Below are 23,971 nucleotides of genomic sequence, written 5' to 3' on the forward strand. Positions count from 1 at the left end.
TCATTAAAATAAGCACGGGTATTCTGATAGTGTTTTTTGATCGACTCCGGTATTATGCCTTACGTACGGGACAAAGTAATCTACTGAGCGGAAATATTTTTCGAGCATTTGCCACGAATCGTTCATGTATGTCGATTTTCCTGCAATGCACAGGGGAGTGTTGCTCAAGGGAACCTGAAATTGTTTTAATGCGGTTAGCGCATAATAAACAACATCGTTGGCATGTTTTATACTGAATGCGTTGCACAGCATGAGCTCTTGCTCGTTGAAATACACAATGTACAGGTCTTTTTCATCGAAGAATATACGAACCTGTTTGCCGTCTTCCTCTGATTCTTCTTTTTGAATCAGTTTTTCCACTCCATGTTTTAACTGAAAAACTTCAAATTTCTCATTCAGCATCTTTTTCAGCTCCTGCGACACCAAGAAAAGAAGATTTGCATTCAACTGCTTTATTTTCGAAATGGAATAATCTTCCGTTTGAGTTGAAAACAGTAATCGGATAGTATCCGAGTAGATTTGCTCGTCGTCTAGGTTGGCAGGGAGTAGCGTGAAATGATTGCTCAGTACAATGATCTCCTGCGATTTGTATTTTTGCTGTAAAAGTTCTTCTTCCAGTATCCAGTCCTCCAACCTTCGGGTAAGAAGTTGTTCGTTACTGATTTTTAATGCTGTATGTTTAAAAACCAGTAAGCTTCCGTTGTCGGGTTTGCGGATACAAAAAGAAAATCCATTCAGGCTAACCTGAATGGATAATTTGTATTCTGATGATTCTTCTTTACGAAATGATTCGTCTAAATAGTCATACATGTGATTTATTCCCAGTTTCCTGCGTTGTTGTTAGCTTCTTCCAGTGAACCCACTTTTAATCCGGGATATTTATCGTTGGTACGACGTTGGTCGTTAAGGTTGATTAGCAACTGCTCATCTAATCCGCGAAGAATAACATTGTTGTGTGCTTTAGCTTCGAAAACCGGAACCTTAATACCTGAACCTGTTGTAAGAATAGTTTGAGCTAAATGGAATTCAGTTGGTTCCCCGGGAACCGGAACATAACGAAGGCTGTTAGCGTCGTATTTTCCGCCAAAAAGTGCATCAATAACACTAACCTTCACTGTATCACGGATGATCAGTCCCATTTGGATAGCTTTCTTTTCCGTAATTTTCGCTTCGATCATGCTATCGGTTAATTCACCAATTGCTCTTACGTTGCGTACAGAATCATGAGCTACAAAATCAACCAGAGTGTCCCAACTTCCGGTGTATTGTCCATGGATATTTTTATAAGCATCCTGAGCTTTTCGGATGTCTTTAAGCTTTTGAATGGTTGCTTCATAACGAGCTTCTTTTGCCTTGTCAAATTGAATAGGGCGTTGAACGCTTTGATAAATTAAGTAAGTTATAACAACAGCACCAATGACCAGTAAGATCTGAATTACGGTTCTCATTTTTATTTTTTTATAGGTTCATTTTTCGTTTGCCTGCAAATTTATAAAAAAAAATAGATTAGCTTCCTTTACAAAAAGTTATTTTAGCCGGCATGATCAAAAATCACCTGATAAATCTTCTCACGTCAAAATTGCCCTTCGAACCCACCGGGAGTCAGCGTCTTCTTATCAATATATTAGCTGATTTTATTGCCTCGGATGAAACGGATGAACTAATGTTAATTAAAGGCTATGCCGGTACCGGAAAGACAACCATGATGTACTCGCTGACACAGGTGCTGGATTCGCTCAAAATAAGATCGGTTTTAATGGCTCCCACGGGTAGGGCAGCTAAGGTTATGGCCGGCTACACCGGAAAACCTGCGTATACTATTCACAAGACCATTTACAGGCAAAAATCCTCTTCTGATGGTATGGCCGGATTTGTTTTGAATAAAAACTTATTCAAAAATACTTATTTCATTGTAGATGAAGCATCGATGATCTCGAATGCTTTGGCCGAAAACTCTGTTTTTGGGAGTGGCAGGGTCTTAGACGATTTACTCGAATATGTTTATTCGGGCGTAAACTGCCGGTTGATTTTGGTGGGTGACACCGCACAGTTACCTCCGGTTGGTTTAAGCATCAGTCCGGCGCTGGAAGCCGCGGTGTTGGAAGATTATGGTTTCGGAGTACGCGAAATTGAACTCACCGATGTTGTTCGCCAGGCCGAAAACTCAGGTATTTTAAGCAATGCCACAGAAATACGAAGTATCATTGGCGACACTCCCGATTTTGAAGGATTTTTTCCGATACACATCGAAGGATTTGACGATGTTGTTAAAATATCGGGGGGTGAACTGATCGAAACACTGGCAACGTGTTACGATAAATATGGCTTGTTTGAAACAACAGTTGTTACGCGTTCCAATAAACGGGCGAACCTATTTAATAAGGGAATTCGCGGATCGATCTTATACAAGGAAAACGAAATAGAGAAAGGGGATTTGCTCATGGTGGTTAAAAACAACTATTTCTGGGCAACTCCCGATTCCGGAATTGAATTTATTGCCAATGGCGACATTGCTGAAATTATTACCATTAATGGTTATGAAGAGTTGCATGGTTTTCGCTTTGCCGATGTGAGTCTTCGGTTTGTGGATTACGAAAATGTTGAAATAGACTGTAAGATATTTTTGGATGCACTGGCATTGGAAACCGCCTCTCTTTCAGCCGAACAAAACAGAAGTTTATTTGAGTCGGTTTCGGAAGACTACCAGGAGGTGCGAAACAAACGCGAGCGATGGAAGAAAATCAAGGAGGACCCGTATTTTAATGCCCTTCAGGTGAAATATGCTTATGCCTTAACCTGTCATAAAGCGCAGGGGGGGCAGTGGAAAGCGGTTTTTGTGGATCATGGCTACCTGGTGGAAGACATGCTTGATACTGAATACTATCGTTGGTTGTACACTGCTTTTACACGCCCTTCAGAAAAATTGTACCTGGTAAATTTCGATAAAGGGTTTTTTTGAAGATTAGGGTTTAAATCAGGTATTTGTTTCCTTCTTGTGCAGCCTCGGTATTGGGAAACACTTCGCGAGTTTCCTGTACAAAACGCGAAACATCCTTATAACGGGCAGAGTAATGCCCAATCAAAAGTTTGCCGGCATTCGAAAGTTTGGCCATTTCACCGGCCTCTTTTGTGGTGGAGTGAAGTGTTTTGTTAGCCAGTTCCCGGAGTTCTTCCAGAAAAGTCGCTTCGTGATACAGCAAATCAACCCCATTTATTATTTCAGCAATTGGTGGAAAGTAAGCCGTGTCGGTGCAAAAGGCGTAGGATGTTGGTTTTGGTGCCGGAATCGTAAGATCGGTGTTGGAAATAACCTGTCCGGTTGAAGTGGTGAAATCAGCTCCTGCTTTAATCTCCTTGATGGAAGCAATGGGGATGTTGTATGCCTGGATCATTTCCTTGCGGATATTCGCCGGTTTTTGTTTTTCCCTGAACAGGAACCCACAGGTGGGCAGACTGTGTTTCACCGGGAAAGACAATACTTCTACTTTTTTCGATTCAAAAATCAACTGAGGCTTTTTGAAATTCAGGGGATGAAATACCGGTCTGACCGTCATGTCTCCCCGGATGAAATCGAGCTGGGGCTGAATCAGGTCTTTTAATGAAGAATGGGCGTAAATGTGCAAGTCGTTTTTGATCCCCATCAGGTTCATGGTGGAGATTAAACCGATCAACCCGTAATAGTGATCGCCGTGAAGGTGTGAGATGAAAATATGCCTGATCTTGCTGAAACTGATCTTGTTGCGCCTCAGCTGAATTTGCGTACCTTCTCCACAATCGATCAAAAAACAAAACCCAGGTACTTCAAGTACCTGGGCTGTTGGATATCTGTTCGAAGTTGGTAATGCTGAATTACTTCCCAATATGGTCAGTTCGAAAGACATTTTTGTTCTACAGGTTATCTTTCTTTTCCAGTAAACTTTCGGCTTCTTCAACAGTATCTGTAATTAACAGTACTGTGTGCAGCATCGAAATTTTAACCAGGTTTTCCACATCAGGTTGAAGGCCACAAAGGATAAATGTTCCGATGGCATCTTCACATAGCCTGTTGGCAACCAAAACTGCTCTCAAACCTGAAGAATCGCAATAAGTAACGTTACTTAAGTCGAGAACGATGTTTTTCTCACCTTCATTATTTACAAGAACCAATTCCGATTTTAGGTCGGGTGCATTGTTGGTATCTAATCTGTCGGCGTTTACTTTTACCAAAGTATACGATCCGCATTTCTGAATGTCGAACGTCATGGTTTCAATTTACGAAATTCAGGTTGATATTACCAACTGCTTATTTGTCTTTTTTCTCTTCTTGCTCCATTTGAGTTTTCAAAGCAGCCAATTCGCTGATGTCGCCAAGAGTCGTTTTCTCGATGTTATCGCTTACCGATTTCATCGTCCGTTTGTTCGAACGTGTTTGAGTTTTACGAGTCTCAGTTTCTTCAGCACGTTTTACGTCTTCGGAAATTCTAGAGTGAGAAACAATGATACGTTTTGCCGACTTGTTGAATTCGATTACTTTGAAATCCAGTTTTTCATCCTGTTTTACAGAAGAACCGTCTTCTTTTACCAGGTGACGTGGAGTAGCAAAACCTTCAACACCGTAAGGAAGGGCAATTACAGCGCCTTTGTCCATCAACTCAACCACAGTTCCTTCGTGGATTGAATCAGGTGTAAAGATGGTTTCGAATACATCCCATGGATTTTCTTCCAGTTGTTTGTGGCCAAGGCTCAAACGACGGTTTTCTTTATCGATATCAAGAACTACAACTTCAATTGCATCACCGATTCCGGTAAATTCTGAAGGGTGTTTGATCTTTTTGGTCCAGCTCAGGTCTGAGATGTGGATCAAGCCGTCAACACCTTCAGTGATTTCAACGAATACACCAAAGTTAGTGAAGTTGCGAACGGTTGCAGAATGTTTGGTTCCAACACCGTATTCAGTATCGATGTTTGACCATGGATCTTCTTTGAGTTGTTTGATACCCAGTGACATTTTGCGTTCTTCACGGTCAAGTGTCAGGATAGCAGCTTCAACTTCGTCGCCAACGCTTAAGAAGTCTTGTGCACTGCGCAGGTGCTGGCTCCAGCTCATTTCTGAAACGTGGATCAGACCTTCAACTCCGGGAGCAATTTCAACAAATGCACCGTAGTCGGCAATAACAACAACTTTACCTTTTACTTTGTCGCCAACTTTCAATTCTGCATCCAGGTTATCCCATGGGTGAGGAGTAAGTTGTTTCAAGCCAAGAGCGATACGTTTTTTGTCGTCATCGAAATCAAGAATAACTACATTCAGTTTCTGATCCAGCTCAACGATTTCGCTCGGATGGTTAATACGTCCCCAAGAAAGGTCAGTAATGTGGATTAATCCGTCAACACCGCCAAGGTCCATAAATACTCCGTAAGAAGTAACGTTTTTAACGATTCCTTCCAGTACCTGGCCTTTTTCAAGTTTAGCGATAATTTCTTTCTTCTGTTGTTCCAGTTCAGCTTCGATAAGCGCTTTGTGAGAAACAACAACGTTACGGTATTCGTGGTTAATTTTAACAACTTTGAATTCCATTGTTTTACCCACAAAAATATCGTAGTCGCGGATCGGTTTAACATCAATTTGTGATCCGGGCAAGAAGGCTTCGATTCCGAATACATCTACGATCATACCACCTTTTGTACGGCATTTGATGTAACCTTTGATGATTTCGTCTTTTTCCAAAGCTTCGTTAACACGTTCCCAAGAGCGGGTAGCACGGGCTTTTTTGTGCGACAGGATCATCTGTCCTTTTTTGTCTTCCAGACTTTCGATGTAAACGTCTACCAAGTCGCCTATTTTCAGTTCCGGATTGTAACGGAATTCGTTCAAGCTAACGATACCGTCTGATTTGTAACCGATGTCAACAACAACTTCACGTTTGTTCAACGAAATTACTGTTCCTTCCAACACTTCTTTTTCTGAAACGGTGTTCAGCGTGTCGTTGTAAAGGTTTTCCAGGTCGCCTCTTTCTTTTTCAGAATAAGCATCTCTGCCAACTTCCAGGCTTGCCCAGTCAAATTCTTCAGTTTTGTTTTCTGTTTTGGCAGGTTTTGCCTTTGCTGCTGCTGCAACAACTTCTTCTTTCACGGCTTCTGCTGCCGCTTCTTCCTGAACAGGAGCATTTTTTACTTCCTCTTCAAGATTTACTTTTTTTTCTTCTGTCATGTAATTCTAAATAAATTAATGAGTTAGACATTATATTGATTGAAAATCGCGCGCAAAATTAAAACTTAATTCAATCCGCGCAAAGTATTTTCGCTATTTTATTGGTATTGAGCGAAAAAATACCTTTCAGTTTACAGATTAAATACAAGAATCGATACTTTAAAAAACTTAATAATGCCAAATGGCTCAAAAGTGGTACATTTGCTCGCATAATTACATAACGGTTCAGGCTCTTATGAGTTTCAAAACACCGGGAAAACTTTAATGCACAGTATTTAACTTTTGAACAAAACAAGTTGTATTATATGAAAGGAATTATTCTTGCCGGAGGCTCCGGAACGCGTTTGTATCCGATTACCCGTTCCATTTCAAAACAAATAATACCAGTATACGATAAACCGATGATTTATTATCCTTTATCGGTGTTGATGTTGGCCGGAATTCGCGAAATTCTGATTATTTCAACTCCAACAGATATTGGTTTATATAAGAATCTTTTTGGCGATGGTTCGCAACTGGGATTAAAATTATCCTATGTAATACAACCATCGCCCGATGGATTGGCACAGGCTTTTATTTTGGGTGAAGAGTTTATTGGCGACGATAATGTTTGTATGATTCTTGGCGACAATATTTTTTACGGGTACAATTTCAGCGGAATTCTTGAACAGGCTGCCGGCTTGAACGATGGTGCCATTGTTTTCGGATATTATGTGAACGACCCGGAACGCTACGGAGTGGTTGAATTTGACGAAACCGCGAAAGTGATCAGCATTGAAGAAAAACCGGAAAAGCCCAAATCGAATTATGCGGTTACCGGTTTGTATTTTTATTCGAACGACGTGGTCGGAAAAGCCAAAAGTTTAAAGCCCTCGAAAAGAGGAGAACTCGAAATTACCGATTTAAACCGGCTTTATCTCCAGGAAGACCGGCTGAATGTAAAACTTCTTGGCCGCGGATTTGCCTGGCTCGATACCGGAACACACGACAGTTTGCTGCAGGCGTCGAATTTTATTGCGACCATTGAACAGCGGCAGGGTTTAAAGGTATCGTGTATCGAGGAAATCGCCTTTAAAAAAGGATTTATCGATAAAGATCAATTATTGGAATTGGCAAGACCTTTAAGTAAAAATCAATACGGACAGTATCTTTTGAGCCTGGCCGAAAAACAAATTATTTCTTTTTAATCAATGAATGTAATGGAAACCGGATTGCCGGGTTTGCTGATTATTGAACCACAGGTGTTTGATGACAGCAGAGGTTATTTTTTTGAATCCTACCAGGCAAACCGCTATGCGGAGGCCGGAATTGGAGCTTCTTTTATTCAGGATAATGAATCGAAATCGGGAAAAGGTGTTGTTCGGGGACTTCATTATCAGCTTGGCGAGTTTGCTCAGGCAAAACTGGTGCGGGTAATTCAGGGCGCCGTGTTTGATGTAGCGGTTGATTTGCGCGCAGGTTCTCCTACTTTCGGACAGTGGTTTGGCGTGGAACTAAACGCTGATAATAAAAAACAGTTATTTATTCCGCGCGGCTTTGCACATGGCTTTTCGGTTTTGAGCGAAACCGCTATTTTTACCTATAAATGCGACAACGTATATAATAAAGATGCCGAAAGATCAATTCACCCGTTTGACCATCAGTTAAATATCGACTGGAAAGTGGATGAAAAACTGGCAGTTGTGTCGGAGAAAGACCGGGAGGCGCCTCAGTTTGTTGAAGCTCAAATGAATTTCAGATTTTAAAATGCGAATTGTAGTAACCGGAGCATACGGACAGCTTGGGAGCGAGATCAAAACGCTCAGTACAGAATACCCCGGATGGGATTTTCTGTTTACCGATGTCGACAGTTTAGATATAACCAATGAAAATGCGGTGGATCAATTCATCGCGGATAAAAATATCGACTTCGTGATCAATTGCGCGGCATACACTGCCGTTGATAAAGCCGAATCAGATCGTGAAACGGCCCGAAAAGTAAATGCGCTTGCGCCGGAAATTTTGGCGAAAGTGACTCAAAAATACGGCGCCCGGCTTATTCATGTTTCTACCGACTATGTTTTTGCCGGAGATGCCTGCGAGCCGTATACCGAAACGGATGAAGTAAATCCGCTGGGAGTTTACGGTCAGACAAAGTTGGACGGAGAGAACAAGATTCAGGCACAAAATCCTGAATCAATAATTATTCGTACAGCCTGGCTCTATTCGGTTTACGGAAACAATTTTGTTAAAACCATGTTGCGCATAGGCCGCGAAAGAGGAGAGTTGGGCGTGGTGTTCGATCAGGTTGGATCGCCAACCAATGCTGCCGATTTGGCGGCGGCAATTCTTGAAATCATTCGTTTATCGGAAAAGGATTCAAAAGGATTTGTCCCGGGTATTTATCATTTCTCCAACGAAGGAGTTGCCAGCTGGTACGATTTTGCAGTGGCTGTTTTTGAAATAGCGGGAGTAAAATGCAAGGTAAATCCGGTAACCAGCGAACAGTTTCCAACACCTACTAAACGTCCGCATTACAGTGTGTTGAATAAATCGAAAATAAAGAACACTTTTAATATTCGGATTCCCTATTGGAGAGACAGTTTACAGCTTTGTCTTCAAAAAATGACCGAATAATTTCTTAATTTGTAACTTCGTTTTGTAAAAAATATCTGTGATGTTGACAAAAACAAGATTACTGGCTGAAATGGATAAGTTCCCGGAGGAATTTTCAATTGATGAACTGATTGAGCGGCTCATTTTGATTGAGAAAATAGAAACCGGAAACCGGCAATCTGAAAGCAATCAGGTGGTTTCGGAAGCAGAAATGGACTATGAAATAAAAAAATGGTTAACATAAACTGGACCCTTCAGGCAAAATCCGATTTGAAAAACATTGCTGATTTTATTGCAAAAGATTCGGTAAAGTATGCGAGGATTCACGTAATGAAAATCAGAAAACTGACAGAGGTTCTAAAAACACACATGCAAATAGGGAGAGTAGTTCCTGAAATTGGAGAACCTGAAATTCGGGAGTTGGTTTTTCGTAACTATCGGATTATTTACAAAATTGTGTCTGAGAATAGAATAGATATTTTGACCATTCATCATTCAGCCCGAGATCTGAAAAAAGAGAAATATTAATAAAACATATTGAAATGGAGAATAATGAATTACTGGAAGTAAAGGCGAAAGCAAAAGAGTGGCTTTCTGGTACTTACGATGCAGAAACACGCGAAAAGGTGCAGGCCTTGCTCGATGCCGAAGACCCGGCAGAGCTGGTAGATGCTTTTTACCGAAACCTGGAATTCGGAACCGGTGGACTTCGCGGCATCATGGGCGTTGGCACCAACCGAATGAATATTTATACTGTTGGAGCTGCAACGCAGGGATTAAGCAATTATCTGAAAGTAAATTTTGCTGACCTGGATGAAATTAAAGTTGCGATTGGTCACGATTGCCGCAACAACAGCCGCTTGTTTGCCGAAACCAGTGCCAGAATATTTGCTGCCAACGGCATTAAGACGTATTTGTTTGAAGATTTGCGCCCAACGCCTGAGCTTTCATTTGCCATTCGCGAATTAGGTTGTCAGAGTGGAATTATTCTGACGGCTTCTCACAATCCAAAAGAATACAACGGCTACAAAGCGTATTGGGAAGACGGATCTCAGATTGTTGCTCCGCACGACGTGAACATTGTAAACGAGGTGGCTAAAATCAAACCGGAAGACATTAAGTTTGACGGACCGGATGAGCTGATCGAAATAATGGGAGATGAGATGGACAACAAATTCCTTGAAAACGTTAAGGCTGTTTCCATTTCGCCCGATGTGATCGAACGTCACAAAGACATGAAGATCATTTACACACCTATCCACGGAACGGGAGTGAAACTGATTCCTGCGGCATTAAAAGCCTTTGGATTTACAAACATTGTCAATATTCCTGAACAGGATGTGGTGAGCGGTGATTTCCCAACGGTTGTTTCTCCCAACCCGGAAGAACCCGCAGCTATGGAAATGGCAACAAAAAAGGCTGCTGAAATAAACGCGGATGTGGTATTGGCTTCCGATCCTGATGCTGACCGAATTGGTGTGGCGGTTAAAAACGATAAAGGTGAATACGTTATCCTAAACGGAAACCAGACTGCCCTGCTTTTCTTCTATTACATTATTGTAAACATGAAGAAAGAAGGAAAATTGAAAGGCAACGAGTTCGTGGTGAAAACCATCGTTTCCACCGAAATGATTGCCGAAGTAGCCCGTAGAAACAACATCGAATATTACGACGTTTATACCGGATTTAAGTTTATTGCTGAAGTGATTCGTGAAAACGAAGGTGTAAAAAAATACATCGGTGGTGGCGAGGAAAGTTTTGGGTTTATGCCTTCTGATTTTGTTCGCGATAAAGACGCTGTTTCTTCGTGTGCGTTAATGGCTGAAATTGCAGCCTGGGCAATGGATCAGGGAAAAACGTTGTACGAACTGCTGCAGGATATTTACCTCGAATACGGATTCTCGCGCGAGAAAATGAAGTACGTGGTTCGGAAAGGAAAAACCGGTGCCGAAGAAATTCAGCAAATTATGACCAAATTCCGCAACGATCCGCCAAAAGAACTGGGTGGTTCGCCAATGGAATGGGTAAAAGATTATTCCACGCTGGTAGCTAAAAATCTGATTACGGGAGAAGAGAAAAAGATTGATCAGAAGATCACTTCGAACGTGTTGCAGTTTTTTACCAGGGAAGGAACAAAAATTTCGGTCCGTCCATCGGGAACAGAGCCCAAAATTAAGTTCTATTTCGAGGTAAAGGGAGAACTGAAAGGAAGAGCCGATTTTGATGCGGCAGAACAAAAGGCCGATGCAAAAATCGATGCCATTATGGATGAACTCGGTCTGTAGTTCCTGTTAATTATACTTGATATTCTGTGTTTAAAACATAGTAAGGTGGCCGAAAAAGCCGGCCACCTGCAACGAAACATAAAATTTAATAACCAATACAACTAAATCATGAAAATCATTTCTTTAACTTTCGTTTTAATGGTATTCGGTGGTTTTGTAATGGCTCAGGAAGAGGAGTCGATACAAATGAAACCGGAAATGACTGAAATCTGGGATCCGGAAGTACCGGTAATCACTCCCGGAGAAAAAACTACCGATGCACCTTCTGACGCAATTGTTTTGTTCGACGGCACCGATCTGGGTCGTGAATGGACCAATGGTGACGGAGCTGAGCCGGGCTGGATTGTTGAAGACGGTTGTGTTACCGTTAAAGCCGGAACCGGAGTAATCAAAACAAAACGTGTTTTTGGCGATGTTCAGTTGCACATCGAGTGGCGTACACCTGCCGAAGTAAAAGGCGAAAGCCAGGGACGTGGCAACAGCGGAATCTTCCTTCAGGAACTCTACGAATTGCAGGTATTGGATAATTACAACAACCGCACATACCGCAATGGTCAGGCAGGTAGCCTTTACAAACAACATGCTCCACTGGTAAATGTCTGCAAAGGTCCGGGTGTTTGGCAAACCTACGACATTATCTACACAGCCCCGCGTTTTAACGAGGACGGAACTTATTTTACCCCGCCAACGGTAACGGTTTTGCAAAACGGAGTGTTGGTTCAGAACAATGTGAAATTGCGCGGACCAACAGAGTACATCGGTATTCCCGAATATTCAATACGTAAACATGGAGACGGAAGTATCATCCTTCAGGACCATGGCAACCCGGTTAGCTACCGGAATATCTGGATAAGAGAGTTGTAAAACATACCCGGCCCGGAATACTGCTTCCGGGCTTTGTTTTTAACACAAAAACCAATGCTAACTAAAACTACCGGGATTATTCTGTCCGTCTTTTTGTTGATGAGTACATTGTCTTCAGCACAGAATATTTCCTTTACCAGCCAGTTACCCATTTTTTACCTGAACACCTCCGGACAAACAATTCCTGACGATCCGAAAATTCAAGCCCGTTTGGAAGTTGCCTGGAAAAAGGGTGGAACCAATTCAACATCCGATACACGCGATCATTTTAAGGGCAATATCACGATTGAGGTTCGCGGCTCTTCTTCTCAGTCGTTTCCAAAAAAATCGTATGGTTTTGAGTTAAAAGACGATCAGTGGGTAGACATGGATTTTTCATTGCTTGATTTACCGGGTGAGGAGGACTGGATTTTATATGCACCGTATTCAGATAAGAGTTTGCTTCGAAATGTATTGACTTTTACATTGGCAGCCCAGCTAAGTGACGATTATGTGCCGCGTTGTCGATTTGTGGAATTATTTCTGAATAATAATTACGAAGGCGTGTATGTTTTGATGGAGAAGATAAAACGGGGGAATGACCGTGTGGATATTGCCAGGTTAAGAGCAGAAGACATTAGCGGCGAAGAACTGACCGGCGGATACATTGTAAAAATTGATAAATCGACAGGAAGTGGTGGAGATGGCTGGTCGTCGGATTATTTAAACAGAAGTAGCAGGCAAACATTTTACCAGTACGAGTATCCGAAGGAAGACGAAATTCTTCCGGAACAAAAGGCATACATACATCAGTACATCGACGGCTTCGAAACAGCGGTTAAAAATTTGTGGCACGGCGAAACCAACGGGTACCAGAATTACATAAACGCGAAGAGCTTCTATGATTATGCAATCATAAATGAATTTACACGGAATATCGATGGCTATCGTTTAAGTTCTTTCCTCAATAAAGACAAGAACGGGAAATTAAATGCAGGCCCAATCTGGGATTATAATCTGGCTTATGGAAATGCAAATTATTACGACGGCTGGAAGACTTCCGGACTCGTATTGTATGAGGATATTGGCAGCGACAACTGGCAGATTCCTTTCTGGTGGATAAAACTGGTGGAAGACGATGCTTTTGTAAACCCGATGCGGTGCCGGTGGGAGGCCTTGAAGGAGACCGTGCTGAATGAAGCAAACGTGATGGCAGTAATGGATAGTTTGACCAATTACCTGGGAAATGCTGTGGATCGAAACTTTAACCGTTGGCCGATTCTGAATACAAGTATTTGGCCCAACTATTATATAGGCGGAACATATGCGAACGAAATTGATTGGATGAAAGACTGGATTAGTGCGCGCTTGAACCGGCTTGATGCTGAATTCCCCGGCACATGCGATCAGGCAACCGATGCATCTGATTTTGAAAATGAGAATGTGTATGCTTTTTATCCGAATCCTTTTTCAACCGAGTTAAACCTGAAAGTTGTTTCCCGAACGAATGTAACCTGTCAATTGGCTGTATATAACATTAACGGAGCCTTGATTCAACAGCTTGAACTTCCGGTGGTAACGGGTGTAAATCATTTCGATCTTTCGCATCTGGCTTTGAAAAACGGGATTTACCTCTGCCGCATTACTCAGGGTGGAAATGAGCTGTATACCAACAAGCTGGTAAAACTTTGACCGGGTTGTTTACAGGACTGATGGAACAGAAATTTATAACCTGATGCAAACTCTGGGCTGGCGGGGCAGGGCACGATATATGGCTTTGGCATCGTTTTCTGAAATCACCAGTTTGATGGTCGGATTATATTGCGGAACCTCAAATTTCAAGGTTTTGGCAAAGTTGTTTTTGATCTGATGATAATCCTGTTTTAGCCAGAACTTGTTATGCCACGCATTCGAAGTGCGGGTGGTATCGGTTCCTTCCACTCTTAACTCAATCCCGTTATCGAGCATGATCAGCCAATGGACATCCTCTCTCTTTAAGGTATCAACCACATGGCTTTGGGCTGCATATTCCAGGGTGTCTTTGGGCGCTTTTTTTACAATCAGCGGAATTTTCTCAATGGTTGCCTGCATCTCCCTGCTGGCAGTTTCTTCGCCAAAATAATGATGATAGGCCACCGGATTTAGTTCTTCGAAGAAACGATCAGCATGAAGTTCAATAATGGGAGTGGTTTTAATCACAACTCCTTTTAATTCTAATTGTAATATGCTGTCTTTCAGGTTGACCGATAAGCTGATCGAATCGGTTTTCGATGTTTCCAGCCTGCATTCGATCCAGTTTCTGTCTTTGAATGCGCTGATCCAGGCGGAGTCTTTCACATCATAAAAGGGTACATCAACATCTTTGATCTCTGAAACCATTTTTAAGTGTTCCTGTACCGAAATTGTTGATAACGTGGCGTACTGAATGCTAACAAGCAGCAAAATGACAGGCAGTAAAAATGCCAGCCATCGTTTTTTTGAAGAGGTTTTAGGTGCTGTTCCTTCCTGATTTTCCATTTTAATAAATAAATACTTTTGCGCCATTTGGCAGCGTTTTAAATACAAGCTCCAGATCTTCGTCGCCCATTCTCACACATCCATGCGTGACGGGCATTCCGAGAAAACGTTTGTAAAGTGTACCGTGTATCAGGTAGCCGTCTCCCAAACTAAGGGCATAATCTCCCAAAACTCCGTATTCGTAGCGCGACGGATCTCCCGCTGGTGGCACGGGTAAGCCCTCTTCAATAAATGCCCAGTCGGGTTTTCTCCAAACCGGATTTACGGTTTTCCCTTTGATGGTGAATACTCCTTTGGGAGTTTCAAAAAGCCAGTTTTTATCGGTTTCAGTTTCCAGTTTTATGTAGCTTCCTGTGGAGCAAACTCCCTCGCGAATCAACTGCCTGTTTTTGTATAGGAAGAAGGTATTGTCGGTGGTGTTGATGACCAGGTAAACTCCACCGGGTGTAAGTCTGTCGATCTTTTTTTGCAGTTGAATGGTTTCGATCTGAAGCATCTTTACATCGGTGGGCGATACGTTGCTTGCTTCCCGTTTGGGTAGAAAACGGTAAAAAACAGGTTGATTGATTAACCATGGAACTACCGAAAAAAGCATCCATATGAAAACGATGAGGGTGAAAAGCTGAATCAGTGTAAATCCCAGCCAACCTTTTAAAAGACGGCCTAACTTTTCAAAAAATTTATTCTCCACTATAAATTGATTCAGTTTCATTCTGCTACGTTTTTTCCTGTTACTTCATTTAGCGACCTGATCGATCCAACAATGACCACAGGTGTGCCAACCGCCACGAGTTGATACAGTGCATCCATTTCATCATTTCTTAAGGCAACACAGCCATCGGTCCAGTCTACTCCTTTTCCTCCCAGTCCGTGTATTTCTATCAAGCCGCCAATGTCGGCTTTCGACGGAATAATTCCGGCTTTTTTGTTTTGCTGAAAGCGTTGACGATCCTCGTCATTCGGATAGTTGATCAGCAAAGCCTTATGGAATTTTGTATTACCTCCGCTTTTCTTTTGGGTTATTTTGTAGTTTCCTTCGGGAGTGGCTTTGTCGCCTTTCGATTTTTTGTCTCCCATCCAGTTCACACCAAGTTCGGCATCAAAAGTCCGTATTGCTTTTTTATTCTGATAAACCGTGCAGGTATGTGCCAGCTTGTCAACAACAATTACTTTTTTCCCGTTTGCCGATTGTGCAATGGCCGCTTTGGCTAATTTTTGCCAGGCGTTGTGCCCACTAAACCATGATGTTAGCAGCTTTTCTGCTTTGTTGCTGGAAGCATTTATCAATTCTTTTGCCTGTTGAAAGCTTTTCTCTGCTTCACCAAAACGTTTGTTTTCCCAGGCAAATTTTGCTTCCGAAAGTTTGATTGATCCTTTATGATGCGCTTTTGTTACGCTTGAGGGTAAGGGCAGGCGTTTGTAAAACCGGTTGTAGATTTCAATTTTCTTTTCCAGAATTGAAATTCCCTGTTGTAATTTATTTCCTGCTGATTTTGACCTTTTCCCCGACAGCTGTTCGGCTTCTGCTGCCTTTTCGATGGTTACCGAGATCCACCTATTTAACTCCGTATAATCTCTGAACAAAAAGAGGCGTTTGTTTTCTTCTGCCCAGCATACCATTGCCGAATCGTATGCCTGTTCAGCTGCTTTGTAGGCATCGTGGGCGTAGACCTGTGCCTCGGCTTTTTTCGCCTCGCTCAAACGTTCAAGGGCTATTTTCATTTCATCGAGCGGAGGTTCAGGTGCTGTGTAAATCCCAAAAGCCACTCCGGCAGCCGCCAGTCCAATTATTCCTACTCCTGCAATCGTCCTTCTTTTCACCTTCATCCTAAAAATAGCCCTGAAAAAAATCCCCGGAACATAGTATTCCGGGGAAGAGTTACAGGTTTTACTTGGCTAAACTCTCTTATTTTTTCCTGTTTTTGCTGTATTTGGCAATCACCTCGTTTAACTCGGTGTTGAGTGCTACCGCTTTTTCTTTTGCTGCTTTTGCTTTGTCAAGCGCAGGCAATAACTGGTCGGCTGCTACCTGGTTGGCAACATCGGCAATGCTGGCTTCAACCACACTAATGTCACCTTTAATGGCTTCCAGTGCAGCTGTACCTTCTTTTCCTTTTGGTGCCTGGGCAACGAGTTCGTTGTTTTGAGCAACCAAAGCGGCAACTTCAGCCTGAAGAGCAGCTACTTCCACTTTCACTTCTTCTTTACGAGCTTCAGTTTTTGTTTTAACTTCAGCTGTCAACTGATTTACAACGGCCAGTTGTTCAGTTACTTTGCTGTAGTTTTTAAACAGTTTACCGTTCTGCGCTTCAACACTCTGGTTAACGGCAAGCATCGAATCTTGTAAAGCTGTAAAAGCTTCAGCTACATAAACATCAGCTCCTGCAGTTTTTACTTCTTCAATAGCAGCGTTAGCAGCATCAATTTCAGCTTGTGGAACTTTTCCGCAACTGCTTAACAATACAGCCACGCTCAGGGCTGCGATCAATGTCAAAAATTTTGTTTTCATTTTTAAAACGTAATGGTTCTTTTTTGTCATCAAATTGATTTGAAAAACTAAATTCGCTTTACTTTTGCTTCAAAGCAGAATTTACATTTAGACGGGAGTAACTTTTGAAGTAACGCAGGTAACGAATTTTTTTTTCTTCTCTGTTTGAATTATGGTGAAAGAAAATCTGGAAGGGATTGACGATGAGGAGCTGGTAAGGCGAATAATCGTGGAAAATAGGACGGCGCTTTTCGGAGAACTGTACAGTCGATACTATTTAAAGGTAGTGGATAAATGCTTCAGTTTTATCAAGAATCGCGATCAGGCAGAAGATTTTGCCAACGATATTCTTTCGAAGGCGTATGAGAAATTGCCTGGATTTAAAGGAAATTCAAAGTTTTCGTCGTGGCTTTACGCGATTACCTATAACTATTCGATCGATTATTTGCGGCACAAGAAAAAACTGCACTATCCGAACTGGAACAGTGAAAACGAGATCCCCGATATTCCGGATGAAGAAGAAACCGATCTGGAAAATCTGAGTTATGAAAATCTTCTCAAAATTCTGGAAATGATTCACCCCGAGGAAAAGGCATTGTTGCTGATGAAGTACCAGGATAATCTACCCGGAAAACAGATTGCCGAGACACTCAGAATTAGCGAGGATGCTGTTAAAATGCGTTTGAAAAGAGCACGTACCCGGGTCGTTTACTTGTTTCAGAAAGAGTTTAATAAAGCGTAGATGAAATGAGTTACTTTCGAAGATTTCATCGTCAAAACAGTTGAACAGAAACATTATGGAGATAAAACAATTTTTTCAGAAAATATTTTCAGCAAGTAAAGAAATACAGGTTCCGGAGGCAGTAAAGAATCATTTTTCGGAACATTTTTCAGATACTTTAAATACTGAATGGCAACAAACCGGCGATTTGTTCGAAGCCGTTTTTTACAAAGAAGAACTGGAGCACATCGCCTCCTATCAGCAGGACGGTGCATTTGTTTGTTTAAAAATAAACCAGCCTTTATTGGAGCTGCCTGATAAAATAACAAAAGCAGCTGAAAAGCACGGCGAATTAATGAATGCCATACTGATTGAATGTGAAGATCACAGGGAATACGAACTCATAATTCGCGATGCTGAACTTATCCGCTATTTCTTTTTGGTAGATGAAGACGGAGCTGTAAAGCGAAAAGAAAAACTTTAAAAAAGATTGATTTATTCTCCAATTTAGGCTTAGAATCCTGCAATTTATTGTTGCTACTTTAGTTGCTGAGACCTGTAATTCTTCGCTTGAAGCATGAAGCCAGAAGTATAAGTCAAAGTTCTTAAAATCGTTCTTCAGGCTTCAAACTTCCGTCTTCGGTTCAATTTGGATTGGCAAAACGAATTGCATTTATAATACAACCTGTGCATTTTGAATCCACAGCGGTTTGTGTTAGTTTATCTGGCCAGTCTTCTTGTTTGCGTATGATTTAAAAAATCGATGGTTTTATTAATTCCCTCGTACATAACCGTGTCTTGTTCCACAAAACTTACCTTTTTTCGGTAATCTTTCAGGAAATTCTCCAGGAAAGGAGATGTTTTTACCGGTCTTCTGAAATCCATTGCCTGCGCTGCGTTGTACAATTCAATGGCGAGGATCTTCTCCGTATTTAAAGCCACTTTTAGCGCTTTTGTTGCGGCATTTCCTCCCATACTTACGTGGTCTTCCTGTTCGTTCGACGATGGAATGGAATCGACCGAAGCCGGAGTACATAATTGCTTGTTCTGACTAACAATAGATGCCGCTGCATACTGCGGAATCATAAAGCCTGAATTCAATCCGGGATTGGCTACCAGAAACTCCGGAAGCTTGCGTTCTCCCGAAATCAAACGATAGGTTCTTCGTTCCGAAATACTGCCGAGTTCGCTCAGGGCCATGGCCAGAAAATCGAGCGAAAGTGCCAGCGGCTCGCCGTGGAAGTTACCGCCCGAAATAATCAGGTCTTCATCCGGAAAAACGGTTGGATTGTCGGTAACCGAGTTGATTTCGGTTTCAAATACTTTGGAGACATAACGCACCGCATCGCGCACAGCGCCGTGTACCTGCGGAATACACCGGAAAGAATAAGGATCCTGGATGTGTTCCTTGTGTTTGGACTGCATTTCGCTTCCCGCCAGCACATGCCGGAAATTGCGGGCCGTTTCTGCCTGCCCTTTGTGAGGACGAATGCGCTGGATGTTTTCGGAAAAAGGTTCCAGCAAACCGTCAAAGGCATCGAGCGAAAGCGCCCCGATAATATCGCCCTGATCGATGATTCGGAAGGTTTTAAGTAAGGTGTAAACACCGTGTGCACTCATAAACTGTGTCCCGTTTAAAAGAGCCAATCCTTCTTTGGCTTCCAGCCGGATGGGGTTCCATCCAAATTTTTCGAGAACTACTGCGGAATTCACTTTCTTCCCTTCAAAATTTACTTCTCCCAAACCCAGCAGAGGCAGGAATAACATCGCCAAAGGAGCGAGGTCGCCACTTGCACCCAAAGATCCCTGTTCCTTTACAACCGGAAGCACATTGTTGTTGAAAAGATCGATGATGCGCTGAACGGTTATTAACTGAACAGCAGAGTTCCCTTTCGAAAGAGCGTGTGCTTTTAGCAACAACATCAGTTTAACCACATCGGCCGGAACTTCGGTTCCCAGGTTGCAGGCATGCGAAACCACCAGGTTTTCCTGTAGTTTACTCAGGTCTTCCTTCGAAATCTCGATGTCGCACAAAGCGCCAAAACCGGTATTGATCCCATACAGCGGTTTTTCTGCACGTTCCAGTTTGCGGTCGAGGTATTTTTTGCTTTTTTGAATGAGTTCTACCGATATATCGGAAAGTTTCAGTTTTACATCGTTCTCCAGAATGTCCTGAATAATTTCGTAATTAAGCTTATTGGGAGATATTTCAAAAACGCGTTTTGTCATCATAGTAATTAGTTTAAAGGTAATTCGGAAATTGTTATTGGTTCAACCAATGAGTGTGAAGGGCAATTTAAAGCAAAAATTGCACGAAAGGGAAATTGCGTCAATGAAAATATCAGGGAAAACGAACGTCTCCGCCAAGGATTTTTACAAGCCGATCGGGTACCGGAATATTCATATAAATGATTTATTCCGGCAATATCATATAATTGAAATTATTAAGACAGGACTTTTATCAGTTCTTCTGCACTTACCGACTGTTGATCACCGGTTTCCATGTTTTTTAGCGTGAACTTTTTAGCGGCTATTTCTTCTTCTCCCGCCAGAACAACATAAGGAATTTCTTTCCGGTTGGCATAGTTCATCTGCTTTTTCATTTTACCACTTTCCGGGAAAATCTCGGCATTTACACCAGCCTTTCTAAGTCGCGCTAAAACCGGCAAACAATAGGCCTCTTCCGTTTCTCCAAAGTTGATAAACAGCGCTTTGGTGGTTTCCAGCGAGTCTTGCGGGAACAAATTGAGTTGGGTAAGAACGTCGTAAATACGTTCGGCTCCAAAAGAAACGCCCACACCCGAAACATCGGGCATGCCGAAAATCCCGGTCAGGTCGTCGTAGCGGCCGCCGCCACAAATGCTCCCGATTTGCACATCTTTCGATTTTACTTCGAAAATAGCACCGGTGTAGTAGTTTAAACCACGCGCGAGTGTCAGATCAAGCTCCACTTCGGTTTTCAAATCAAAGTTTTTGATGTAGGCAAACAGTGTCTGCATTTCCGAAATACCTTTCGCTCCAACTTCTGTATGCCCGATAACGGCGGCAATTTGCTCCAGTTTTTCGGCCGTGCTGCCTTCGAGTTTTAAAATGGGCTGCAGTTTTTCAATGGCAGTTTCTGAAATTCCTTTTTCAAGCATTTCTGCATTTACTTTCTCCAAACCGATTTTATCCAGTTTATCGATGGCTACGGTAATGTCCACCATTCGGTCGGCTTCGCCAATGGCTTCGGCAATTCCGGCCAGTATTTTCCGGTTATTGATTTTGACAACGGTATTAATTTGCAGGCGCTGAAATACATCGTCGATAATCTGCACCAGCTCCAATTCGTTTAGCAAACTGTCGCTGCCAATCACATCCACATCGCACTGGTAAAACTCGCGGTAACGTCCTTTTTGAGGGCGGTCGGCACGCCAAACCGGTTGGATCTGGTAGCGCTTAAACGGAAAAACAATGTCGTTTCGATACTGAACCACATAACGTGCAAAGGGCACAGTCAGGTCGTAACGCAGTCCTTTCTCTGAAATTTGAGTAGTGAGTTTGTTCGAATTTTTTTCTTCGATCAAATCTTGCGGAACTTTCGAAATAAAATCACCTGAATTCAGAATCTTAAACAACAGCTTGTCACCTTCTTCCCCGTATTTTCCCATCAGTGTCGACAGGTTTTCCATGGCCGGCGTTTCAATCGGCTGAAATCCGTACAAACGAAAAACATCTTTGATGGTATCGAAAATATAGTTTCTTCTCACCATTTCAACCGGTGAAAAATCGCGGGTACCTTTTGGTATCGAAGGTTTCTGTGCCATGATTCTTAGAATTAGGCCGCAAAAATAAAGAAAAAGAACGAAAGATGTAATTCAAAGCAAAACAGAGTTTCGATACTTAACACAGGCTTATGTAATCTGCGATAAAAAGCTGGTAGACTGCTTTAAACTCGGTCATTTTTTGTTATTTCGTGCAGATATTTATGTTGACGGTTATGGAAGACAAAAAGAAAGAAGGACGTTACGAGCGGATTTACAAACAGTTGAGTGAACTGGTTCTAAAAAGTCAAAATACAGAGGCGAGAATGGCAACCATCATTGCCGTGCTGCATCATAAAATGGAGTATTACTTCTGGACCGGTTTTTATCTGATCGATGAAGGGAAAATGACGGTGAGCATGTATCAGGGACCAGTTGCCTGCCAGATTCTGGAAAAAGACAAAGGTGTTTGCTGGGCGGCATTTAATCAGCAAGAAACGATTGTTGTGGAAGATGTACATCAGTTTCCCGGTCACATTGCCTGCGATTCGCGTTCCAACTCTGAAGTTGTTGTTCCGTTCAAAAATAAATCAGGGGAAATTATAGGTGTTTTGGATATCGACAGTAAAGACAAAGCTTCATTCTCGGAAGTGGATGCCCGGTGGCTGGAGAAAATTCTGGAACTGGTTTGGAAATGATCAGATTCTACTGTTTCTGCTAAAATCACTTTTATTATCTTTTTAATGAACCGTGTTGGGCATTGTTGTTGCTCATCGAGAAAGTTTCATCCTGAATATCTCTAAAATAATTGTATTTTCGGTCAACAAAACAGAAACCAGTCATGAAACTTAGTCCACGAATGCAATTTCTTGTGCGCAACGGCCTCAAAGGCTTTTTATGGCTGACTGTATTGTTAGCGGCTTACTTTCTTTTCAGGGAAATCGTGATCACGCATACTCCTGATGCCTGGGTCGAACGTTTTTATGCCCGCCCGATGATTATTTACATGATCTACTGTTTCTCTGAGTTCTTTTTCGGAATCCTTCCTCCCGAATTATTTATGATTTGGGCGGTGAACAAAGCCGACACTCTGCATTACTTGTTTAATTTGTCCCTGTTTGCAGGTATATCTTATTTGATGGGCTATATTAACTTTCTGATCGGGAGCTTTTTTTACAAAAATGAGGCATTCAAAAGTCTGAAAAAACGTTTGCTCAAGGATTCGGTTCAGCAGGTAAAGAAATACGGTATTTTCCTGATCATTGTGGCTGCACTTACGCCGCTTCCCTGGTCAGCCGTGAGTTTACTGGTAGGATCGGCCGGTTATCCTTCCAAACGTTTTCTAAAATACGCCCTGTTTCGTCTTTTACGGTTTGCCGTTTATGGGTACATCGTTTACCAAACCCACCAGATTTAGAAATTCAAACTCGTTATCCTGCAAACATACTTCATCTCTGTTTTGTTACTTTAGGTAAATGGGAAGTGTTTAAGTAGAGGTTGGTTGGGCAACAATTGATCTTCAGCAGGTCAGGCATTTCCTGTAAATAATGATTTTGACAGAAATAAACGGGGAATCATGAAAAAGTCTATCGTAATTATATTTCTTATTCTATCAACAACAGCTATGGCAAAAGAAGTAGAGAAAGCAACATTGGGTGGCGGATGTTTTTGGTGTACAGAAGCGGTTTACCTGGAATTAGAAGGAGTAGTGGATGTAAAGCCAGGTTACAGTGGCGGACATGTAAAAAATCCTTCGTATAAAGAAGTTTGTACGGGAACTACGGGTCATGCAGAGGCGGTTCAGATTACGTTTGATCCGGAAGTGGTTAGCTACAGTCAGATTCTCGAGGTGTTTTTTGCCACACACGACCCAACCACGCTAAACCGTCAGGGAAACGATGTTGGCACGCAGTACCGTTCGGCGATTTTTTACCATAACGAACAGCAAAGGGAAACAGCCGAAAAAGTGATTCGTGAGCTGGAGGAAGAGAAGGTTTATGACCGGCCCATTGTTACTGAGATTACCGCATTCGATAAATTTTATGTTGCCGAAGATTATCACCAGAATTACTATGCCCGAAACAAATCGCAGGGCTATTGTCAGTTTATTATTGCTCCAAAGCTCGATAAATTCAGAAAAGTATTTAAAGATCAACTAAAGAAATAACTAAAGAACGGCTTATGACGAAACTACTTTTTCTGCTGCTGCTGACTGGTTTCACGATGATTTCTTTTGCTCAGGATCAACGTGAATTTTCCTATTCAGAGGGAGACACTACTTACGTTGTGAAGCGATATGTTTTTATGCTGTTGAATAAAGGCGAAATGCGGAGTCAGGATTCTTCTGAAGCGGCACAAATTCAAGAGCAGCACCTCGCACATCTGAATCATCTTTCAGAAAGTGGAAAACTTATTGTTGCCGGGCCGTTTGAAGAAGCCGGAGACTATCGCGGCTTACTGATCTTTGACGTGGAAACGGTGGATGAGGCATTAAAACTGGAAGCCGAAGATCCGGCAGTGAAATCCGGTCGTCTCAGTATGGAAGCCTTCTACTGGTGGGGCGCCAAGGGAACGGTGATCAGGTGAGTT

At 42.2% G+C, this 23,971-nt stretch carries 26 protein-coding genes; 15 read left to right on the plus strand and 11 right to left on the minus strand.

Going from position 1 to position 23,971, the window contains the following annotated elements; genetic code table 11:
* Positions 1-3 precede the first annotated feature (3 nt).
* Together MR764_RS04220 and MR764_RS04225 are read right to left on the minus strand one after the other, a co-directional pair.
* Positions 4-810, minus strand: coding sequence for a DUF3822 family protein (locus MR764_RS04220; RefSeq protein WP_247978147.1), 807 nt, complete (start codon positions 808-810; stop codon positions 4-6).
* Between the two features lie 5 nt (positions 811-815).
* Complete coding sequence (locus MR764_RS04225; RefSeq protein ID WP_247978148.1) at positions 816-1,448, minus strand: hypothetical protein; 633 nt, start codon at positions 1,446-1,448, stop codon at positions 816-818.
* Between the two features lie 92 nt (positions 1,449-1,540).
* Here MR764_RS04225 and MR764_RS04230 point away from each other — a divergent pair, with 92 nt between their 5' ends.
* Positions 1,541-2,959 (plus strand): AAA family ATPase, encoded by a 1,419-nt coding sequence (locus MR764_RS04230; RefSeq protein ID WP_247978149.1) that lies wholly within the window; start codon positions 1,541-1,543, stop codon positions 2,957-2,959.
* Between the two features lie 10 nt (positions 2,960-2,969).
* Here the strand turns inward: MR764_RS04230 and MR764_RS04235 are convergent, their stop codons facing one another.
* From MR764_RS04235 to rpsA, 3 genes are read right to left on the minus strand one after another with little or no spacing between them, the layout of a single operon-like run.
* Positions 2,970-3,881 carry a ribonuclease Z gene (locus tag MR764_RS04235; RefSeq protein ID WP_247978150.1) on the minus strand — a complete coding sequence of 304 codons (912 nt, stop codon included), beginning with the start codon at positions 3,879-3,881 and terminating at the stop codon, positions 2,970-2,972.
* A 7-nt stretch (positions 3,882-3,888) separates the two neighbouring features.
* A complete protein-coding gene (locus MR764_RS04240) occupies positions 3,889-4,242 on the minus strand; it encodes an STAS domain-containing protein (RefSeq protein ID WP_247978151.1) in 354 nt (117 codons plus the stop codon).
* A 40-nt stretch (positions 4,243-4,282) separates the two neighbouring features.
* Positions 4,283-6,190, minus strand: a complete 1,908-nt coding sequence (gene rpsA, locus MR764_RS04245) for a 30S ribosomal protein S1 (RefSeq protein ID WP_247978152.1) — start codon at positions 6,188-6,190, stop codon at positions 4,283-4,285.
* A gap of 305 nt (positions 6,191-6,495) precedes the next feature.
* On the opposite strand from rpsA, the gene rfbA reads away from it, so the two are divergent.
* The 8 genes from rfbA (at position 6,496) to MR764_RS04285 (ending at position 13,605) form a co-directional block, all read left to right on the plus strand.
* On the plus strand, positions 6,496-7,377 hold the full coding sequence (gene rfbA / locus MR764_RS04250) for a glucose-1-phosphate thymidylyltransferase RfbA (RefSeq protein WP_247978153.1): 882 nt from the start codon (positions 6,496-6,498) through the stop codon (positions 7,375-7,377).
* A gap of 12 nt (positions 7,378-7,389) precedes the next feature.
* Positions 7,390-7,935 carry a dTDP-4-dehydrorhamnose 3,5-epimerase gene (rfbC, locus tag MR764_RS04255; RefSeq protein WP_348773069.1) on the plus strand — a complete coding sequence of 182 codons (546 nt, stop codon included), beginning with the start codon at positions 7,390-7,392 and terminating at the stop codon, positions 7,933-7,935.
* A gap of 1 nt (position 7,936) precedes the next feature.
* On the plus strand, positions 7,937-8,806 hold the full coding sequence (gene rfbD / locus MR764_RS04260) for a dTDP-4-dehydrorhamnose reductase (protein WP_247978155.1): 870 nt from the start codon (positions 7,937-7,939) through the stop codon (positions 8,804-8,806).
* A gap of 40 nt (positions 8,807-8,846) precedes the next feature.
* Complete coding sequence (locus MR764_RS04265) at positions 8,847-9,029, plus strand: hypothetical protein (protein WP_247978156.1); 183 nt, start codon at positions 8,847-8,849, stop codon at positions 9,027-9,029.
* Positions 9,017-9,313, plus strand: coding sequence for a type II toxin-antitoxin system RelE/ParE family toxin (locus tag MR764_RS04270; RefSeq protein ID WP_247978157.1), 297 nt, complete (start codon positions 9,017-9,019; stop codon positions 9,311-9,313). The genes MR764_RS04265 and MR764_RS04270 overlap by 13 nt, the downstream gene beginning before the upstream one ends.
* Positions 9,314-9,327: 14 nt before the next feature.
* On the plus strand, positions 9,328-11,070 hold the full coding sequence (locus tag MR764_RS04275; RefSeq protein WP_247978158.1) for a phospho-sugar mutase: 1,743 nt from the start codon (positions 9,328-9,330) through the stop codon (positions 11,068-11,070).
* 108 nt (positions 11,071-11,178) lie between these two features.
* A complete protein-coding gene (locus MR764_RS04280) occupies positions 11,179-11,934 on the plus strand; it encodes a DUF1080 domain-containing protein (protein WP_247978159.1) in 756 nt (251 codons plus the stop codon).
* Positions 11,935-11,988: 54 nt separating this feature from the next.
* Positions 11,989-13,605 (plus strand): CotH kinase family protein, encoded by a 1,617-nt coding sequence (locus MR764_RS04285; protein WP_247978160.1) that lies wholly within the window; start codon positions 11,989-11,991, stop codon positions 13,603-13,605.
* Between the two features lie 33 nt (positions 13,606-13,638).
* Here MR764_RS04285 and MR764_RS04290 read toward each other — a convergent pair whose 3' ends face one another.
* From MR764_RS04290 to MR764_RS04305, 4 genes are all read right to left on the minus strand, one after another.
* Positions 13,639-14,457, minus strand: coding sequence for a hypothetical protein (locus MR764_RS04290; RefSeq protein ID WP_247978161.1), 819 nt, complete (start codon positions 14,455-14,457; stop codon positions 13,639-13,641).
* A complete protein-coding gene (locus MR764_RS04295) occupies positions 14,432-15,142 on the minus strand; it encodes a L,D-transpeptidase (RefSeq protein ID WP_247978162.1) in 711 nt (236 codons plus the stop codon). The genes MR764_RS04290 and MR764_RS04295 overlap by 26 nt, the downstream gene beginning before the upstream one ends.
* The gene (locus tag MR764_RS04300; RefSeq protein ID WP_247978163.1) at positions 15,139-16,257 is read right to left on the minus strand and encodes a L,D-transpeptidase; all 1,119 of its coding nucleotides are present in this window, start codon (positions 16,255-16,257) and stop codon (positions 15,139-15,141) included. Before MR764_RS04300 ends, MR764_RS04295 begins: the two co-directional genes overlap by 4 nt.
* A 79-nt stretch (positions 16,258-16,336) precedes the next feature.
* Positions 16,337-16,939 carry a hypothetical protein gene (locus MR764_RS04305; protein ID WP_247978164.1) on the minus strand — a complete coding sequence of 201 codons (603 nt, stop codon included), beginning with the start codon at positions 16,937-16,939 and terminating at the stop codon, positions 16,337-16,339.
* Positions 16,940-17,090: 151 nt separating this feature from the next.
* Between MR764_RS04305 and MR764_RS04310 the strand changes: the two genes are divergently transcribed.
* Both MR764_RS04310 and MR764_RS04315 read left to right on the plus strand, forming a co-directional pair.
* Entirely contained in the window at positions 17,091-17,660 is a 570-nt protein-coding gene (locus tag MR764_RS04310) for an RNA polymerase sigma factor (protein WP_247978165.1), read from the plus strand.
* Between the two features lie 55 nt (positions 17,661-17,715).
* Positions 17,716-18,123, plus strand: coding sequence for a hypothetical protein (locus tag MR764_RS04315; protein ID WP_247978166.1), 408 nt, complete (start codon positions 17,716-17,718; stop codon positions 18,121-18,123).
* A gap of 236 nt (positions 18,124-18,359) precedes the next feature.
* Here the strand turns inward: MR764_RS04315 and hutH are convergent, their stop codons facing one another.
* Positions 18,360-19,871 carry a histidine ammonia-lyase gene (gene hutH / locus MR764_RS04320; RefSeq protein ID WP_247978167.1) on the minus strand — a complete coding sequence of 504 codons (1,512 nt, stop codon included), beginning with the start codon at positions 19,869-19,871 and terminating at the stop codon, positions 18,360-18,362.
* Positions 19,872-20,083: 212 nt separating this feature from the next.
* Positions 20,084-21,445: a histidine--tRNA ligase gene (hisS, locus tag MR764_RS04325; RefSeq protein ID WP_247978168.1), complete on the minus strand. Its 1,362-nt coding sequence runs from the start codon at positions 21,443-21,445 to the stop codon at positions 20,084-20,086.
* A gap of 173 nt (positions 21,446-21,618) precedes the next feature.
* Between hisS and MR764_RS04330 the strand changes: the two genes are divergently transcribed.
* The 4 genes from MR764_RS04330 (at position 21,619) to MR764_RS04345 (ending at position 23,968) form a co-directional block, all read left to right on the plus strand.
* Positions 21,619-22,080, plus strand: a complete 462-nt coding sequence (locus tag MR764_RS04330) for a GAF domain-containing protein (protein ID WP_247978169.1) — start codon at positions 21,619-21,621, stop codon at positions 22,078-22,080.
* A gap of 143 nt (positions 22,081-22,223) precedes the next feature.
* Complete coding sequence (locus MR764_RS04335; protein ID WP_247978170.1) at positions 22,224-22,799, plus strand: hypothetical protein; 576 nt, start codon at positions 22,224-22,226, stop codon at positions 22,797-22,799.
* A 159-nt stretch (positions 22,800-22,958) separates the two neighbouring features.
* Entirely contained in the window at positions 22,959-23,549 is a 591-nt protein-coding gene (msrA, locus tag MR764_RS04340; protein WP_247978171.1) for a peptide-methionine (S)-S-oxide reductase MsrA, read from the plus strand.
* A gap of 14 nt (positions 23,550-23,563) precedes the next feature.
* The gene (locus MR764_RS04345; protein ID WP_247978172.1) at positions 23,564-23,968 is read left to right on the plus strand and encodes a YciI family protein; all 405 of its coding nucleotides are present in this window, start codon (positions 23,564-23,566) and stop codon (positions 23,966-23,968) included.
* Positions 23,969-23,971: the final 3 nt, after the last annotated feature.

This window comes from Maribellus sp. YY47 (assembly GCF_023111095.1).
Classification (GTDB): Bacteria; Bacteroidota; Bacteroidia; order Bacteroidales; family Prolixibacteraceae; genus Draconibacterium.